This is a genomic window from Bacillus sp. TE9106W, from assembly GCF_054062215.1.
The window spans coordinates 26,950-44,159 of sequence record NZ_JBSSFA010000021.1 but is presented as its reverse complement, the minus strand read 5'-3'; the positions used below and the strand labels follow the sequence as shown (position 1 = coordinate 44,159).

General features: G+C 36.3%; 14 protein-coding genes and 1 riboswitch. Of the genes, 9 read left to right on the top strand and 5 right to left on the bottom strand.

The features are described 5' to 3' along the window. Window positions 1-59: 59 nt before the first annotated feature. A riboswitch (TPP riboswitch) is annotated at window positions 60-175 on the bottom strand. A gap of 71 nt (window positions 176-246) precedes the next feature. Beyond that, on the bottom strand, window positions 247-1,905 hold the full coding sequence (lldP, locus tag ACVWY7_RS25320; protein WP_001099323.1) for an L-lactate permease: 1,659 nt from the start codon (window positions 1,903-1,905) through the stop codon (window positions 247-249). Between the two features lie 296 nt (window positions 1,906-2,201). Here lldP and ACVWY7_RS25315 point away from each other — a divergent pair, with 296 nt between their 5' ends. Then, the gene (locus tag ACVWY7_RS25315; protein ID WP_001014116.1) at window positions 2,202-2,519 is read left to right on the top strand and encodes a DUF4870 domain-containing protein; all 318 of its coding nucleotides are present in this window, start codon (window positions 2,202-2,204) and stop codon (window positions 2,517-2,519) included. 63 nt (window positions 2,520-2,582) lie between these two features. Here the strand turns inward: ACVWY7_RS25315 and ACVWY7_RS25310 are convergent, their stop codons facing one another. Together ACVWY7_RS25310 and ACVWY7_RS25305 are read right to left on the bottom strand one after the other, a co-directional pair. Further along, window positions 2,583-3,074, bottom strand: coding sequence for a metal-binding protein (locus tag ACVWY7_RS25310; RefSeq protein ID WP_001139075.1), 492 nt, complete (start codon window positions 3,072-3,074; stop codon window positions 2,583-2,585). A 50-nt stretch (window positions 3,075-3,124) separates the two neighbouring features. Next, window positions 3,125-3,490 carry a YkvA family protein gene (locus tag ACVWY7_RS25305; RefSeq protein ID WP_000435509.1) on the bottom strand — a complete coding sequence of 122 codons (366 nt, stop codon included), beginning with the start codon at window positions 3,488-3,490 and terminating at the stop codon, window positions 3,125-3,127. Between the two features lie 546 nt (window positions 3,491-4,036). On the opposite strand from ACVWY7_RS25305, the gene ACVWY7_RS25300 reads away from it, so the two are divergent. The 6 genes from ACVWY7_RS25300 to ACVWY7_RS25275 all read left to right on the top strand — a co-directional run bounded on the left by ACVWY7_RS25300 (window position 4,037) and on the right by ACVWY7_RS25275 (window position 13,142). Continuing rightward, window positions 4,037-5,965: an LTA synthase family protein gene (locus ACVWY7_RS25300; RefSeq protein ID WP_000665359.1), complete on the top strand. Its 1,929-nt coding sequence runs from the start codon at window positions 4,037-4,039 to the stop codon at window positions 5,963-5,965. 478 nt (window positions 5,966-6,443) lie between these two features. Beyond that, window positions 6,444-7,328, top strand: coding sequence for a D-amino-acid transaminase (locus tag ACVWY7_RS25295; RefSeq protein WP_456524031.1), 885 nt, complete (start codon window positions 6,444-6,446; stop codon window positions 7,326-7,328). Between the two features lie 210 nt (window positions 7,329-7,538). Then, window positions 7,539-9,281, top strand: coding sequence for a C40 family peptidase (locus tag ACVWY7_RS25290; RefSeq protein ID WP_073524415.1), 1,743 nt, complete (start codon window positions 7,539-7,541; stop codon window positions 9,279-9,281). 344 nt (window positions 9,282-9,625) lie between these two features. Beyond that, on the top strand, window positions 9,626-10,837 hold the full coding sequence (locus tag ACVWY7_RS25285) for a NupC/NupG family nucleoside CNT transporter (protein ID WP_001051021.1): 1,212 nt from the start codon (window positions 9,626-9,628) through the stop codon (window positions 10,835-10,837). Window positions 10,838-11,088: 251 nt separating this feature from the next. Continuing rightward, window positions 11,089-11,844, top strand: coding sequence for a GGDEF domain-containing protein (locus ACVWY7_RS25280; RefSeq protein WP_000654666.1), 756 nt, complete (start codon window positions 11,089-11,091; stop codon window positions 11,842-11,844). Beyond that, the gene (locus ACVWY7_RS25275; RefSeq protein WP_000988768.1) at window positions 11,841-13,142 is read left to right on the top strand and encodes a glycosyltransferase family 2 protein; all 1,302 of its coding nucleotides are present in this window, start codon (window positions 11,841-11,843) and stop codon (window positions 13,140-13,142) included. Before ACVWY7_RS25280 ends, ACVWY7_RS25275 begins: the two co-directional genes overlap by 4 nt. A 146-nt stretch (window positions 13,143-13,288) precedes the next feature. On the opposite strand, the gene ACVWY7_RS25270 is transcribed toward ACVWY7_RS25275, so the two are convergent. Together ACVWY7_RS25270 and opuD are read right to left on the bottom strand one after the other, a co-directional pair. Continuing rightward, complete coding sequence (locus ACVWY7_RS25270; RefSeq protein ID WP_000833067.1) at window positions 13,289-13,423, bottom strand: hypothetical protein; 135 nt, start codon at window positions 13,421-13,423, stop codon at window positions 13,289-13,291. A 282-nt stretch (window positions 13,424-13,705) separates the two neighbouring features. After that, the gene (gene opuD, locus ACVWY7_RS25265) at window positions 13,706-15,223 is read right to left on the bottom strand and encodes a glycine betaine transporter OpuD (RefSeq protein ID WP_001230127.1); all 1,518 of its coding nucleotides are present in this window, start codon (window positions 15,221-15,223) and stop codon (window positions 13,706-13,708) included. A 665-nt stretch (window positions 15,224-15,888) separates the two neighbouring features. Between opuD and ACVWY7_RS25260 the strand changes: the two genes are divergently transcribed. Then, a complete protein-coding gene (locus ACVWY7_RS25260) occupies window positions 15,889-16,761 on the top strand; it encodes a cell wall-binding protein EntA (RefSeq protein WP_000733312.1) in 873 nt (290 codons plus the stop codon). 79 nt (window positions 16,762-16,840) lie between these two features. Further along, window positions 16,841-17,143 (top strand): DUF3910 family protein, encoded by a 303-nt coding sequence (locus ACVWY7_RS25255; protein WP_073524418.1) that lies wholly within the window; start codon window positions 16,841-16,843, stop codon window positions 17,141-17,143. Window positions 17,144-17,210: the final 67 nt, after the last annotated feature.

Below are 17,210 nucleotides of genomic sequence, written 5' to 3'. Positions count from 1 at the left end.
CAAAATAAAAAGAGCCAGGTCCATAAAAAAATAAGGACCTGGCTCATAAAGACATCATTATGTAAAGCCGTTAACTTCCCTACGCTGGTACGAGCCAGATCAGGTCCAAAGGGTTAAGAAGTTCACGCGCTTCTCTCTCAGCCTACGCATACGTTAGGCACCCCTAGTTTATCACTGATTTAATTTTCAATACTTTCTCATCATACACGATAATCTGAAAAATGCAAAGTTTATTTCTTTTGCTCTTTATGGAATCATCCACGTTAAATAATATGCCTGTACATACGTCATAATACCAACAATAATTACGAAGAATAAACTATGCTTTACTGTAAAGCGGAATAAATCTGATTCTTTTCCAGCAAGTCCAACTGCTGCACAAGCAATCGCAATCGATTGCGGAGAAATCATTTTTCCTGTTACACCGCCCGTTGTATTTGCTGCAACGAGAAGTACTTCAGATACACCAACTTGTTGTGCTGTAATTGCTTGTAAATTTGAGAATAATGCATTCGCTGACGTATCAGACCCTGTTAAGAATACGCCAATCCAGCCTAAGAATGGTGAGAAGAACGGGAATAACCCGCCAGTTCCTGCTAACGCTAATGCTAGTGTAGAAGATAGTCCAGAATAGTTTGCGATAAATGCAAATCCTAATACAAATCCAATAGATAGGATTGGCATTTTCAATTCACTTAAAGTTTCTTTAAATGTTACTGCTGCATCTTTTACACTCATTTTCAAAATCAGCATGGAAATGAGACAAGCAATTAAAATTGCTGTTCCAGTTGCTGATAATACATCGAACTTCAAAATTGCCTCGTAAGGCGTCGGTTTATTTACAATAGGCTCTGCTTTCATTACTAAATTGTGCAAACCTGGAATTTCAAACTTAAACACAAGACTTTCTAACGCGCCTCCTGGAGCAAATAATGCTTTAAAGAAACTTTGACTCCAAATGACTACCATAACCGTTAACACGATAAATGGAGACCATGCCTTTACAACTTTTCCTATCGTTAATTTCGGCATCGATGCCGCTGTTGTCGCAGCTGCTTCACTATTCGCTTGCCCTGATTGATAGATTTCTTTCGGTTGCCATACTTTTAAGAACAGCGCTAAACTAACTAAACTTACAAGTGCTGACGTAATATCCGGAAGTTCTGGCCCTAAGAATGTCGCTGTAATGAACTGCGTAATTGCAAACGAACTACCCGCTACAAGTAAAGCAGGCCATGTTTGTCTTACCCCTTTTAACCCGTCCATTAAAAATACGATAAAGAACGGAACAAATAATGATAAGAACGGTAATTGATGTCCAGCCATTTGTCCAATTTTATGTGGATCAATACCTGTTACTTGTCCAGCAACTGTAATTGGAATTCCCATCGCTCCGAATGCTACTGGTGCTGTATTTGCAATTAAACAAAGACCCGCTGCATATAAAGGATTTAACCCAAGACCTGCAAGAAGTGCTGCCGTAATCGCTACTGGTGCACCAAATCCTGCTGCTCCTTCTAAAAATGCTCCGAATGAAAAGCCGATTAAAATAACGAGTAAACGATGGTCATTCGTAATGGATAATACAGATGCACGAATCACATCGAATTGACCTGTTTTCACAGAAATTTTATATAAAAATACCGACATAATGATAATCCAAGCAATTGGCCATAGTCCGTATAAGAAACCATATCCGGTCGCTGCCATTGCCATCGTGAACGGCATCTTATAAGCGAATAACGCCACTAAAATTGTCAGTACAACTGTAATAAACCCTGCCACATACCCCTTCATGCGGAAAACTGCTAAAGCTAAGAAAAAAAAGATAATCGGAATAAGTGCGACCGCTGCCGAAATCCAAATGTTTCCGAACGGATCATAAACTTGTGTCCATGTGTTCATTATTCTCTCCCCCTAAAGAATCCCCTTTTAAATAGAATAACCTCATCAATAGACTATCAGGTCATCATACCTTTAAGCCTAAAAATAAAAAACGTTCAAGAAAACGTTTTCAATAACTTTCATTTATAATGTACCATAACAATTTCTATTTAAAAAGATTTTTTTGAAAATTTTATTATTTAACGAAAAAATCTTACAAAATCGTCATGTTCTTGTAATGTTCATCGATAGAAAGCTTGCCAAAACTATTGCATAATAATAGTATAACAACGGACATTATTTATGAGGTGATATATATGAACGGAAACAAAATATTAGCAGCTTTATCATACTTTAGTGTATTATTTGCCCCTATCTTATTCCCTATTATTGTGTGGATTGTGGGCAATGCGGAAACGAAACCACATGCAAAACGTGCTCTATGGACACACATTATCCCAAGTATCGCTACATTCATTGGCGTAACTATTTTAGGAATTATGGGTCTTGGATCTGATCAACCGGATGTAACACTGGGCATCGGTACAATGATTGTCTTATGTATTTGCGGAATCATTAGCTTATACTACTTCATTTGGAACATCGTGAAAGGTATTAAAGTACTGAAAGCTTAATTTTAAACAAACGTTTGATTAATAAGAAAAAACCGTCCCAAAATACTTTTTGGGACGGTTTTTTTATCTTCTGCGTTTCTTCTTTTTTCTCATCATTTTCTTGCGTCGCGTATTTACTTTATCCGCTATAATGTGAAGCGTGCTTGCTACAACAATCCCCATTACGAACGTTACAATTTCAACCTCATGTTCCTTCGCAATTCCTATTAAATTCCCGTCAAGCGCGATTACATTTAATAGGAATAAAAACGGAGAAAACACAATTAACATGTATGCAATACGAATCACATCACCAAGTATAATTGTGTGTGTAAAGAAAGAGCGATGCGGCATCACTTTCTTATACGGATACCAAAATATACGCAGGAATCCCCATTTATTATACGCATTACTATACGTATCTAAGTCCGGTGTTAAAAATGTAGTACCTACTAAAAAGCCAATTGCAAAAGTTAATAAAAAATCAAAATTTGTTAATCCATACGAAAAGAGCAGAAACAAAACAACCGGAAGGGATATTAAGTTTATTTTCGTATGCGTTCTTCCTGATGGCATAATGCACTTCCTCGCTTACGTTCGCCCTGTCACCATGTGACAGCTCTCACCTATTGATCTAATTTCTGATCGATAAAGGATGTGTCTATATCAGAACCAAACCATTCTGCCAACTTTACTCGTGCCTTATCTTTCACATCATCATTGACGTATAACGAAGCTTGTAATAGAGCAGCCATTAACGCCCCTAAATCATCCGTATAACCAATTCCAGCAACGAAATCTGGAATCGCATCAATCGGTGCAATAAAATAAGCAAGTGCCCCAATTACAATAATTTTCACTCGTTTTGGAACATCCGGTTTCTGCAAAACGTAAAACAATAGTAAACTTGCATAAATGACCGACTGTCCTGCCTGCTTTGCAACATGTTTTACTTTCTTCCAAAACGATTCAACTGAAAATTTTTGTTCCATGTAAAAGCCCCCCTATTTTTTAAAAGAAATAAGCTACAATATGTTTTCAGTAAAAGTTCATCAAATTTACACATAATCTATCAATGAACTTTCATTGTAACAAACAAACTAAAAAAGAACAAGTGTTCGTTAATTTTTACATACTTCCCTTCATATAATAGGTTTCTAGATAACCACTTCCCCGTTGTCATTTCTTATTTCTCAACAAAGAAAATTTTCACTTTCACTTAACATTCTGCTCTACCTTTGTTATATTTTCTAGTTGACGGACATATAAACGAATGTTAAAGTTTTCTCTGGTAGTGACAAATATCATACAAAAAATGTAAAATGTTATAGTGTTTCTCAGAAATGAATTTTGTTGTATAATACAGAAATGACGTTATGCTTATGAGCAACACAAGAAACTAAAAGGGTATGCATAGTTATAGTCGTATATGGGTGAATATAGAACCTCTAATTATGGCCAAGAAAACTATGTATTTTTTATTTTAGCATTTTTCGCTCCAAAATCGACCAAGCCTGATAGAGAAAGGGTGGAAATGAATGAAAGAAACCTTGAAATCACAATTTCAAAATGTGCGTTTCACTGTATTCGTAGCTTTAGCCGTATGGTTAAAGACATATCTTATTACACGCACAAGCTTTGATTTAAAACTTGAATCTTTCATGCAAGAATTCATTTTATTCCTTAGCCCATTAGCAGCATCATTACTGCTTGTTGGTCTTGCATTATTTGCAAAAGGGAAAAAACGTAACTATATAGCACTTGGAATTAATTTTGTTTTAACAATTATTCTTGTTGGTAACGTAATGTTCTACGGATTCTATAATGACTTCGTTACTTTACCAGTACTAGGACAAACATCTAACTTCGGAAGTTTAGGTTCTAGTGTAAAAGAATTGTTTAACTACAAAATCATCCTTGCATTTGCTGATATTATCGTATTCTTCATTTTATTGAAGAAGATGAAGAATTTTGCACCGACAGAACGTGTAGCACGCCCAATGCGTTCCCTATACTTCGTGTCAACAATTGCTATTTTCTTCGCAAACTTAGGACTGGCAGAAGCTGAGCGTCCTGAACTATTAACACGTTCATTCGACCGCGTTATGCTTGTTAAAAACTTAGGTTTATATGTACACCAAGTGTATGATCTTGGCTTACAAGCAAAATCAAGTTCACAAAAAGCATTTGCTGACGGTAGTAAGTTACAGGAAACAGAGAACTACGTAAAAACAACGCAAAGCAAACCAGATCCAAATATGTTTGGTACTGCAAAAGGGAAAAACGTAATTGTTGTCTCTCTTGAGTCATTACAAACATTCTTAATTGGTGCAACAGTTAACGGACAAGAAGTTACACCATTCTTAAACCAATTTACGAAAGAAAGTTATTACTTCGATAACTTCTTCCATCAAACTGGGCAAGGAAAAACATCTGACGCTGAATTCTTAGTAGATACTTCCATGTATCCACTAGACCGTGGTGCTGTATTCTTCACACACGGTAACAACGAATACACAGCAACTCCAGAAATTTTACGTGAGCAAGGATATCACACATCTGTATTCCACGCGAACAACGCAACGTTCTGGAACCGTAACATTATGTATCCGGCACTTGGTTATGACCGTTACTACAACGAGCTTGACTACAAGATTACGCCAGAAACAAAATTAAATTGGGGATTAAAAGATATCGAATACTTCGATCAATCTATCGATATGTTAAAAGAAGTGAAGCAACCATTCTACACTCGCTTCCTTACGTTAACAAACCATTACCCATTCACTTATGATGAAAGCACAAAATTAATCGATGAATACAATTCTGGTGATGGCGTATTTGACCGTTACATGGTAACTGCTCGCTATTTAGACGAAGCAATGAAACACTTTATTGAGCGTCTAAAAGCAGAGGGGATTTACGACAACTCAATTATCGTATTCTACGGTGATCACTACGGTATTTCTGAAAACCATAACCGTGCAATGGCACAGTTCTTAGGAAAAGAAGAAATTACTGCATTTGACCATATGAACTTACAAAAAACACCGATGTTTATTCACGTTCCAGGTCAAAAAGAAGGTAAAACAATTTCAAAACCAACTGGTGAAATTGACATTAAACCAACAATTCTAAACTTACTTGGTATAGATTCTACGAATCAAATTCAATTTGGTCATGATGTATTCTCACCAGAAAATAAAGGATTTGTTGTTCTTCGTGATGGTAGCTTCGTTACAGATAAGTACATGTATACGAACAGTACATTCTACGACCGTGCTACTGGCGAAGTTGTACAATTACCAAAAGAAGAATCTCAACCACTCATTGATCGTGCTCAAAATGAATTGAACATGTCTGACAAAATCATTGAAGGTGACTTACTTCGCTTCTCTGAAAGCAACAAGACAAAAACTGGTGAAGTAAAGACAGCTATTAAAGAAGAAAAGAAGAGCGCTGAGTAATCTCAGCCTCTTTTTTTTATATTTCACCATACAATCACTTATATTCATTAACTTTAACATTACATAATCTTTACCAAATATTCACATAGAGTTAATGAAACATCTCTATAATAAAATATGTAAACAAGGTTCTATATATTTCTTATCTCTCATCTGTAATAAGATCCCTTAAAGAAATATGTGAATCGTTTATTTCTACTTTCTTATAATTGTCTTTCAATATGTTTTGTTTCCATACACAAAACATTCAATAAGACGATGTCCCTATGAAAGATAGCTACCCTCCTTGTGCAGCATTCCATAAGAATGTTGCTTTTTTTTATTTAAAAGCAGGATTCTTATTTCTTATTTTCGAATTTGTATATACGAAATGTTGTAAATCACTACTACTTCTCTACCATTTACCAAAACATATACGTCATATGTAGAGAATTGCTTACATAAAAATTAGTATTGTGACTTCTTTACTTACGAAAGGATGGGATCGAAATTGGCATATGAAAGATTTGTACTTTGGAATGATGCAGTTATTGATACAACGAAACAAAAAACGTACATAGAACTTGAAGAAAGAGGCTTGCAGTTTGGAGATGGTGTCTACGAAGTTATTCGTCTATATAAAGGGAACTTTCACTTATTAGATCCGCATATCACAAGATTATATCGCTCCATGGAAGAAATAGAATTAACACTCCCTTTCTCAAAAGCAGAACTGATTACCCTACTTTATAAACTAATCGAAAATAATAATTTCCACGAAGATGGAACGATTTATTTGCAAGTATCTCGTGGTGTACAAGCTCGTACCCATACGTTCTCATATGACGTCCCTCCGACAATCTATGCTTATATTACAAAGAAAGAAAGACCAGCGTTATGGATTGAATATGGTGTACGTGCTATATCAGAACCGGATACGCGCTGGCTACGCTGTGATATCAAATCATTAAATTTATTACCAAATATATTAGCTGCTACGAAAGCGGAACGAAAAGGTTGTAAAGAAGCCCTTTTCGTACGAAATGGTACTGTAACTGAGGGAAGTCACTCTAACTTCTTTCTCATTAAAAACGGAACTCTTTACACACATCCAGCTAATCACCTTATTTTAAATGGCATTATTCGTCAATATGTCCTTTCTTTAGCGAAAACCCTTCGTATTCCAGTACAAGAAGAGCTTTTCAGCATTCGTGATGTTTATCAAGCGGATGAATGTTTCGTTACAGGAACGACGATTGAAATTTTGCCGATGACTCACCTTGATGGAACCGCAATCCAAGATGGTCAAGTTGGCCCTATCACTAAAATGCTGCAAAGATCATTTTCTCAAAGTCTGTTACAATCCAACATGTCATCCTCTTAAACACGAATAATTTCTATCCTTTCTACATTCAATATATGTATTTAAATGGAAATCAAGGTATAGATTTATGCCTTGATTTTTTCTTGTAATCGTTTTGTCATATTCAGATTCCCGCATAAGTCTTGACAGTAATCGACATGCTCTTTAGAATTTTTAACAGTTGGTAAATATTTCTTCACTACATTACAGACAGAAAGGAATCGACAAATTATGAAAAAATACCTTGCCGGTCTTGCGGCAGTGTCTGTAGCAGGAGGAGCAGCACCTACACTTGATAGTGTTCAAGCTGCCCCTGAACAAAATACACAAAAAACTGCTACAACTGTCCAAGCTTCTGCATCAAACAGCTCATCTTATACGGTAAACGCTAGCGTATTACATGTTCGTGCAGGATCAAGTACTTCTCACGACATCATCTCTCGCGTTTATAACGGTCAATCACTAAACGTGATTGGCGAAGAAAATGGTTGGTACAAAATTAACATTAATGGAAAAACAGGCTTTGTTAGTGGTGAATTTGTATCAAAAAATGGTGCGAGCAATTCAAATGTAAGTACAACAGGTGGAAACAATAAAGTTACTGCTGATGTATTACGTGTACGTACCGCTCCTAACACTTCTAGTTCTGTTTCAGGACGTGTATATGAAGGACAAACATTAAACGTAATTGGTCAAGAAAATGGTTGGGTAAAAATCAATCATAATGGACAAGTTGGCTATGTAAGTGGCGAATTCGTATCTGGTGTTTCTTCTAATGCAGGTTCTTCAAACAGCAATACGAATAATAACAACCAAGAGTCTGTAAAACCAGCAAGCGGAAACTATACAGTAAATGTATCTTCCCTTCGTGTTCGTACAGGCCCTAGCACTTCTCACACAACTGTAGGTTCTGTTACAAAAGGACAAGTAGTACAAGTTGTTGGCGAAGTGCAAGATTGGTTCAAAATCAATTATGCAGGTCAAACGGCTTACGTAAGTAAAGACTACGTAACAAAAGGCGGTTCTAGCGATAACGTTACACAAGGAAACAACCAAAATAATAACCAAAACAATAATGTAACTGTTCAAACTGGTGGTACTTACGTTGTTAACGCAACATCTCTACGCGTTCGTACAGGTCCTGCTACTTACCATAGCGTAATTGGTGGCGTATTAAATGGTACGACATTAAACGTAATTGGCTCTGAAGGTAGCTGGTTTAAAGTTAACTATCAAGGAAAAACAGGCTACGTTAGTAGCGAATTCATGAAATTCGTTAAAGGTGGCACTACTACTCCTGAGCAACCAAAACAACCTGAACAACCTAATCAAGGTGCAATTGGTGACTACTACATTAATGCTTCTGCCTTAAATGTACGTAGTGGTGAAGGTACAAATTATAGAATCATAGGCGCACTTCCACAAGGACAGAAGGTTCAAGTAATCTCTGAAAACTCTGGATGGAGCAAAATTAATTACAACGGTCAAACTGGTTATATCGGAACACGTTACCTTTCTAAAACACCAGTTGGAGGCGCTGTAGATAATAATAAGCCTAACAACAACCAAAATAACAATCAAAACAATAACAACAATACAGGTAATAATAGCGGCAACAGTTCTTCCATACTTGCATATGCAAAAGGAATGCAAGGCGTACCATACGTTTGGGGCGGAACTTCTGCTAACGGTGTGGACTGCAGTGGCTACATCTACCACGTATTTAAGAAATTTGGTCATAACATTAGCCGTCAAAGTGTTGCGGGATATTGGGGTAGCCTACCACAAACTTCAAATCCACAACCAGGCGACTTAATTTATTTCCAAAACACTTATAAATCGGGTCCTTCTCACATGGGTATTTACCTTGGGGGCGGATCATTTATTCAAGCTGGAGATAAAGGTGTAGCAATCGCTTCGTTAAGTAACTCTTATTGGAAGAGCCATTTCTTAGGATACACGAAAGCACCTTAATTAATAGTTTCAAAGCCTTCTAGATTACTAGAAGGCTTTTTTTAATGTGTGTCACCTATCCCTCAAAAAAATAATGTATCTATTTTCCTATTTCATACACTATATTCTACAATAATGATCCATAACGTTATCATAATGTATATTTTCACATAAAAAACATAACCTATTTCATGCCTATTCATTTTATATGTGTTTTTTTAAAGAATTTTCTTTTTATTTAAACTTTTCGTTAGACGTTTGACCTCCGATGTCCATTATGATAAGTTACTTAAGATGTTATATTTGCAGAAGTATAGACAACTGTTTTATACATTTTTTTACTATGAGGAAGGAGCATACACTGCATGAATCTTTTATGGGGAATTGGCGGCGTGATTGGAGTATTAGCAATCGCTTTTTTACTATCTTCCAACCGCAAAGCTATTAATTGGCGCACAATTTTAATCGCGCTAGCATTACAAATGTCATTTTCATTTATCGTATTACGCTGGGATGCTGGAAAAGCAGGTTTAAAACACGCTGCAGATGGCGTTCAAGGATTAATTAATTTTTCTTACGAGGGAATTAAGTTCGTTGCTGGGGATTTAGTCAACGCAAAAGGCCCTTGGGGATTTGTTTTCTTCATTCAAGCACTACTTCCAATCGTATTTATTAGTTCATTAGTAGCAATCTTATATCATTTCGGTATTATGCAAAGATTTGTTAGTGTCGTTGGTGGCGCATTAAGTAAACTTCTTGGAACTTCTAAAGCAGAAAGTTTAAACTCAGTAACAACTGTATTTTTAGGACAAACTGAAGCTCCAATCTTAATCAAACCTTACTTAGCACGTTTAACAAATAGTGAATTCTTCGCTATTATGGTAAGCGGTATGACAGCTGTTGCTGGATCAGTTCTTGTCGGTTATGCAGCAATGGGTATTCCGTTAGAACACTTATTAGCAGCAGCAATTATGGCAGCTCCATCAAGTTTATTAATTGCGAAACTAATTATGCCAGAAACAGAAAAAGTAGATAATAACGTTGAACTTTCTACAGAACGTGAAGATGCAAACGTTATTGACGCTGCGGCACGTGGTGCATCTGAAGGTATGCAACTTGTTATTAACGTAGCAGCAATGTTAATGGCTTTCATCGCATTAATCGCTTTATTAAACGGTTTATTAGGATTAATTGGCTCTCTGTTTGATATTAAACTTAGCCTTGATTTAATCTTCGGTTACTTACTATCACCATTTGCAATTTTAATCGGGGTTTCTCCTGGTGAAGCTGTACAAGCAGCAAGCTTTATCGGTCAAAAACTTGCAATCAACGAATTCGTTGCATACGCAAACTTAGGACCACACATGGCAGAGTTCTCTGACAAAACAAATTTAATTTTAACATTCGCAATCTGTGGATTCGCAAACTTCTCTTCTATCGCAATTCAATTAGGTGTAACAGGAACATTGGCTCCTACTCGCCGTAAACAAATTGCACAATTAGGGATTAAAGCAGTTATCGCTGGTACATTAGCAAACTTCTTAAATGCAGCAGTTGCAGGTATGATGTTCCTATAAAATAAAGCAAAGTCCCCTCTTTCTAAAGAGGGGACTTTGCTTTATATTTTCTCGATATATATTAAATACTTTATGTAGAAATATAAAGACATTATGATACAATAATTAGTAAGTCTGTTTATTTTTTCTTACAAAAGAGAGATACTACTTGTTGTTGCTCTACAAAATAACCTAGTCATCCGGTCTATTTCTTAATAATTGCGCATACTACAAGTATCCTTGCATGAATTACCTTTAAGGAGGAAAGTTTTGTGAAAGATAACTACTATAAAGTCCTCTCTATGTGGATTTTACAAATTTTATTTTATTTTACAACTGTACATGTAACTCAATATGAGCATGCTCTCATTTTTACAATCATATATGTAATTGTTAATGTACTATTTCTATTTTTGCCTGATAAAACTGCATTTGTTCTCTTCATATTAGGAACCATTATTTCGGTATTCTACCTATTCTACCAAGCATGGCTTTACTTATGGAGCACATCAGATCAATGGCAATACATTATTACTCACTTCCTAATGGCAGCAAACTTCTTCATTGTATATATCTCCACTCATCTATTAAAGAAGGTTATTCATGAAAATAAAGAATTAACCGAACGTGTGAGAACGTTAGAACAATACATTGGAGAATCGAAATTATTAACAAGACAAGAATTCGAAAGACGACAAGCATTATTAATCAATGCAATGAATCGTCGTAATGAAACAGGCGTTATGATTTATTTTGACTTCACTTCCTTTAGTAAATATACGAAGGAAAGTGTTATGGATCGCGTAGCTTCATTATTAGTTGGAACGATAAGAGCTGACTTTGACCTTGCTGCTAAATATGATAATAATACGCTCGTTATTTTATTACAAAATACAAATGAAGCCGGTGCTGACATTGTAATGAACCGCCTAAAGCCAAAAATGGAGCAATGGCTTGCTGCTGAAGCAATCCAAGATATAAAAATTTCACGCGAGCAAATTGGAAACAAAGGACAGACGTTATTATGATGACACTCGTTATACTTCTTTTATTCCTCCTGTTTTGCGTACTTGTTTTTTGGATTAGCATCACATTTTCGATTAAGTATGTACTTATTTTTACAGCCTTTCTATTCTCTGGCTTACTTGTTTACTATTCTTTCTTAACACTTGCAGGTCTAGTTCACCGAAATAGTAAACGAAAAGATCGTACGCTAGAACATTACCCAAGCGTCGACATTTTAATACCAGCTCACAATGAAGGGGTTGTTATTAAAGATACTTTAGAGGCGATGGCGAAGATTGAATATCCAGGCAAACTAACTGTTTATTTATTGAACGATAACTCGCAAGATGAGACACCTGAAATTGGCGATGATTTTGATAAAGCTTATGCTCATATTCGTCACATTCGCGTTCCACCTGGTGAACCAAAAGGAAAATCACGTGTATTAAACTATGGCCTTAGTATTTCAGATGGTGAATACTTCTGTGTTTATGATGCAGATAACCAGCCTGAACCACATGCACTACGAATGCTCGTAGAACACGCTGAAACAACCGAGGATGCTGTTGGAGCTGTTGGACATGTTCGTACTGTAAATGAAAACAGAAACTGGCTAACACGAATGATTTCGTTAGAATTTCAAATCTTCCAGCTCCTTATGCAATCCGGACGCTGGTTACTATTCCAAACAGGTTCATTAACAGGAACAAACATGCTTCTTCGCCGCGCTGCATTAGAGGAACTTGGCGGCTATGATCCTTATGCAATTGCAGAGGACGCTGAATTAACATTACGAATTACACAAAAAGGCTATCTTTTACCAATCGTTCCAGAATCGGTTACATGGGAACAAGAACCTGAACATTTAAAAATCCTTATTAAGCAGCGTACACGTTGGCTCCAAGGGAACTTGTACATTTTAGAAAAAATGTTTTCTTCATTAAGTTTCTTTAAAGGAAAACTTCTCGTCCATTCTTTACAACAAGTTTTAGTGTATGTTGTATTTTGGTTATTCTTAATCATTTCGAACGTTTGGTTTGTAATTGGGTTACTCGGGATATTCCAAATTCAATATAGCATTCCGCTACTATTCATGTGGTATGTCGCATATATTACATATGTTTCTCAATTATTTAGTGCCCAGAGTGTGGAACGAACCTTTACACCAACTAATATTTTTATTAGTGTTATCATGTACTTTACGTACGCACAGCTCTTTACGTACTTATTCATTCGTAGCTTAATTTTATACTTACGTGCAAAGAGCAAGAAACAAGTCATTGGCTGGGACAAAACTGTTCGATTCAAAAAAGATAAATAATAAAAATAAGCACAGAGCGCCGTATGCTCTGTGCTTATTTATTGCCGTATAAAATATATATCAGACAATACCCCTTAGCTGAAAGTAATTTCACGTCCATCCCCCAACGAACGATCGACCTTCATTTATATACGAAAAAGTGATTGCTATTTTTGTAGAACCAATTGCTTCTCTTGTTGCTCTTTACGCGTTTCAGTCTTAGGTTCCGTGCTTTCTTGGACACTACGATGTGCCACACGTTTCAAACAAATATGCTTCCACTTTCTTTCGTAACGTTTCATTATTCTAGATGTCCCCCTTGAATACGCTTTAAAACTATTTGAAATCGCTTACAGGAAATAATATAGCACATATATATAAACGTGACAACACATTTCCGACAATTTTTTGTCAAAAATACGAATAGAATTTGCAAAACATCGAACATTGTCGAAATATATCGATTTTCATTCGTATAAAAGGCATACTACTAATATAGTAAAGTATTTTATTTCCCTTACTTGCAGTTCAAGTCCCTTCTATATAAAAAAGAGCTGATACATAATCAGCTCTTTTTCCTTCTATTATTTATGACGCTTCATACGTCCTTCTTTTTGTAACTCTTTAAATAAGGCTGCCATCATAAAGAAAATAACGAAGACGAATGGGAATGCTGCAATGATAGCTGCCGTTTGTAAGGCCTCTAAGCCACCTACATATAATAAGATAGAAGCTAGGGCTGCTAAAACGATACCCCAGATCATTTTAATGCGGTTTGGCGGATTTAAACTACCATGTGTCGTTAACATCCCTAAAACGAATGTCGCTGAATCTGCAGATGTAATAAAGAATGTAGAAATAAGAAGAATAGCTAGTACAGATAAAGCTGATCCAAAGCTTCCCATCTGGTCAAACATAGCGAATAACCCGACTTCTGTTCCCATCTCTTTCACTTTTTCAAAAATATGTGCATCACCGAACAGCTCCATATGAATACCAGTTCCGCCGAAAACAGAGAACCAGAGGGCACCAATTACGGTCGGTACGAGTAACACACCGATAACAAACTCACGAATGGTACGTCCTCGTGAAACACGAGCAATAAATGTACCTACGAATGGTGACCATGCAATCCACCATGCCCAATAGAAAATTGTCCACGATTGAATCCATTGGTTTCCACCTTCATCTAATGGACTTAAACGGAAGCTCATGCTTGGCAATTCCTGAATGTAAGCACCAATCGTTGAGGTGAAGTAATTCATGATAAAGTTTGTTGGACCCGCAAATAATACAATAATCATAAGTGCAAATGCCAAAATAATATTCGTATTACTTAAATATTTAATTCCTTTATCAAGACCTGTTTGCGCAGATAACATAAATAACACTGTTACGATTGCAATAATAACTAACTGAGTCGTTAATGAATTCGGAATAGATGTTAAATAACTAACACCACCTGCAATTTGTTTCGCACCAAGACCTAATGATGTTGCCACACCAAACACAGTCGCGAAAACAGCTAACACATCAAATAAATGAGCAATACGTCCATGGTCCCCGCCTTTAAATAACGGTCCTACTGTCGCACTAATTGTACTTGCTTTTCCTTTTCTAAAAGTAAAGTAAGCAATACAAAGCGCTACAAATGCATATAGTCCCCAAGGATGTAATCCCCAATGGAAAAATGAAAAACGAAGTGCAAGACGTGCACTTTCCTCAGTTGCACTCTCTCCAAACGGAGGTGCATACAAATGGTTTAATGGTTCCGCAACGCCCCAGAAGACTAAGCCGATACCCATACCAGCACTAAATAACATAGCAAACCATGTCATATAACTATAATCAGGCTCGTCATCATCTTTACCTAAACGAATAGAACCGTATTTCGAAACAATTAAAAAGATAGACACACCTAAAATAATAGAAACAGAAATAATATAGAACCATCCAAACTTACTAACTAATGCAGTTTGAATTGCGGTTGTTACATTTCCCAGGCTACCTTTTCCAATAATAGATTCGGGAATAATCCCCCAAAGTGTAAATGCAATACATAATGTTAATGAAACGATGAATGTTTTTGTCAGTTTCCTCATCAAATCCCCCTTCGTAGGTTTCACTTTTGTAAATAACATAAATTCCGATATGTAAAATCGGATAGAAAACTATGATTTTTGTGGTGATTTTCTTACTTTCACCTTCACCAATTCGAATTCTTATGGACAGCCTTACCTTCCGTATAACCTTTTCACTCTGCAAGAGCTATAAGATCGAAATACTGCTGTCAAATTGTGCGAGAAAAATGCGGATGGGAATGTATTTCCCCCAAAAAAGGTGTGTTACAGATGTAAAAAAGGGCATTTTTCTTCCTTGCAACCCTTTCTTTTTGTAACAATTATGCGGTTTTTTTGCTAGTATATAGCACGTGTTTATAGTTTCACAAATGAAATGTTTATGTTTATATAACTATATTACCCATAAAACGGTAAAATACTCAAGGAATGTAATCGTTTAGTAAACATCATGTAACACTCCTGTAATGTTTTTATTTACGCCGAAAACAATATGTTGTATTAAATATTTTGAATATAAGTAGAAACCTACTAATCATATAGAGTGAAAAACGCTTTCCTATATTTTTTGTTATATTACAGCATGTTAACGACTTATTACGAATGGTTTGTAATTGTGTGTTTTCCCGAAATCCGAAAAAATCTGTTGCTATAATGAGGACACGAAAACAAACGCAATGGAGGCTATCATGAAAAAATTAATTGGAATAGCAACAGCAGCAGTTTTTGGTCTTGGGATTTTCACATCATCTGCTAATGCAGAAACTGTTGTAACAACAGACGTACTAAATGTACGCGAAAACCCTACTACTGAATCAAAAGTTGTCGGTAAATTACTAAACGGTAATAAAATAGATGTTCAAAATACAGAGAACGGATGGTCAAAAATCACTTTAGATGGTAAAGACGCATTCGTAAGTGCAGAGTTCACAAAAAGCATCTACTACGTAACAGCTAACGTATTAAACGTACGTGCTGAAGCGAACACAGACTCAGAAATTCTTGGAACGTTGAAGAAAGATGATATGATCGAAACAACGAACCAAGTACAAAATGAGTGGTTACAATTTGAATATAACGGGAAAACAGCTTACGTTCACGTTCCTTTCTTAACAGGTACAGCACCTGTTATTGAGAAACAAGAACAACCTGCTCCTGCTAAAGCTGTAGCGCCAGCTAAAGCACCTGCAGCACAAGCAAAACAAGCTGCTAAGCCTGCTGTAAAAGCTGCTAACACTAGCGCACCTGCTGGTGGTCGTGAGTTAACAGTTGTAGCTACAGCATATACAGCTCATCCGAGCGAAAACGGTGGCACATACGGCGGCCGTGTATTAACTGCAATGGGTCATGACTTAACAGCGAACCCAAACATGAAAATGATCGCTGTTGACCCGAAAGTAATCCCATTAGGTTCTAAAGTATGGGTAGAAGGTTACGGAGAAGCTATCGCTGGAGATACTGGCGGTGCAATTAAAGGTAACCGTATCGACATCTTACTTGGCTCAGACAGCGCCGCTAAAAAATGGGGACGCAAAACTGTTAAAGTGAAAATTTTAAAATAACCAATGACTGCTAAAGCCGGTTCTCTTTGTTGAGAGCTGGCTTTTATTTTTTTATAATAGCTATAAGGAGGCTATACTCATGAATGTACAAGCAAAAGTAGACTGGATCGGTACACCAAAACCGTATATATATAAAGATGAAGTAACATATGATGCTACTTCCATTGACTTTTCACTCGCCGGTGATGACAACCGCTATAAATTAATTGTGCTCAGCTTTGAAGAAAATACACATTACAAATTTGTCCAATATGGAATCAAACCCGGCTCACAAAAGCCGTTCCCTATCGATATTCCATTTGAACACAATATGGTACCAATTATAGAACAAATATTACATGATCCATATGTACAAGCGATATTAAAAGAGACGCGCTCATAATTGTAAAAAAAATATATCAACGATTTTCCGAATATATCTATCATAAATCGCAATATATCAACGATTT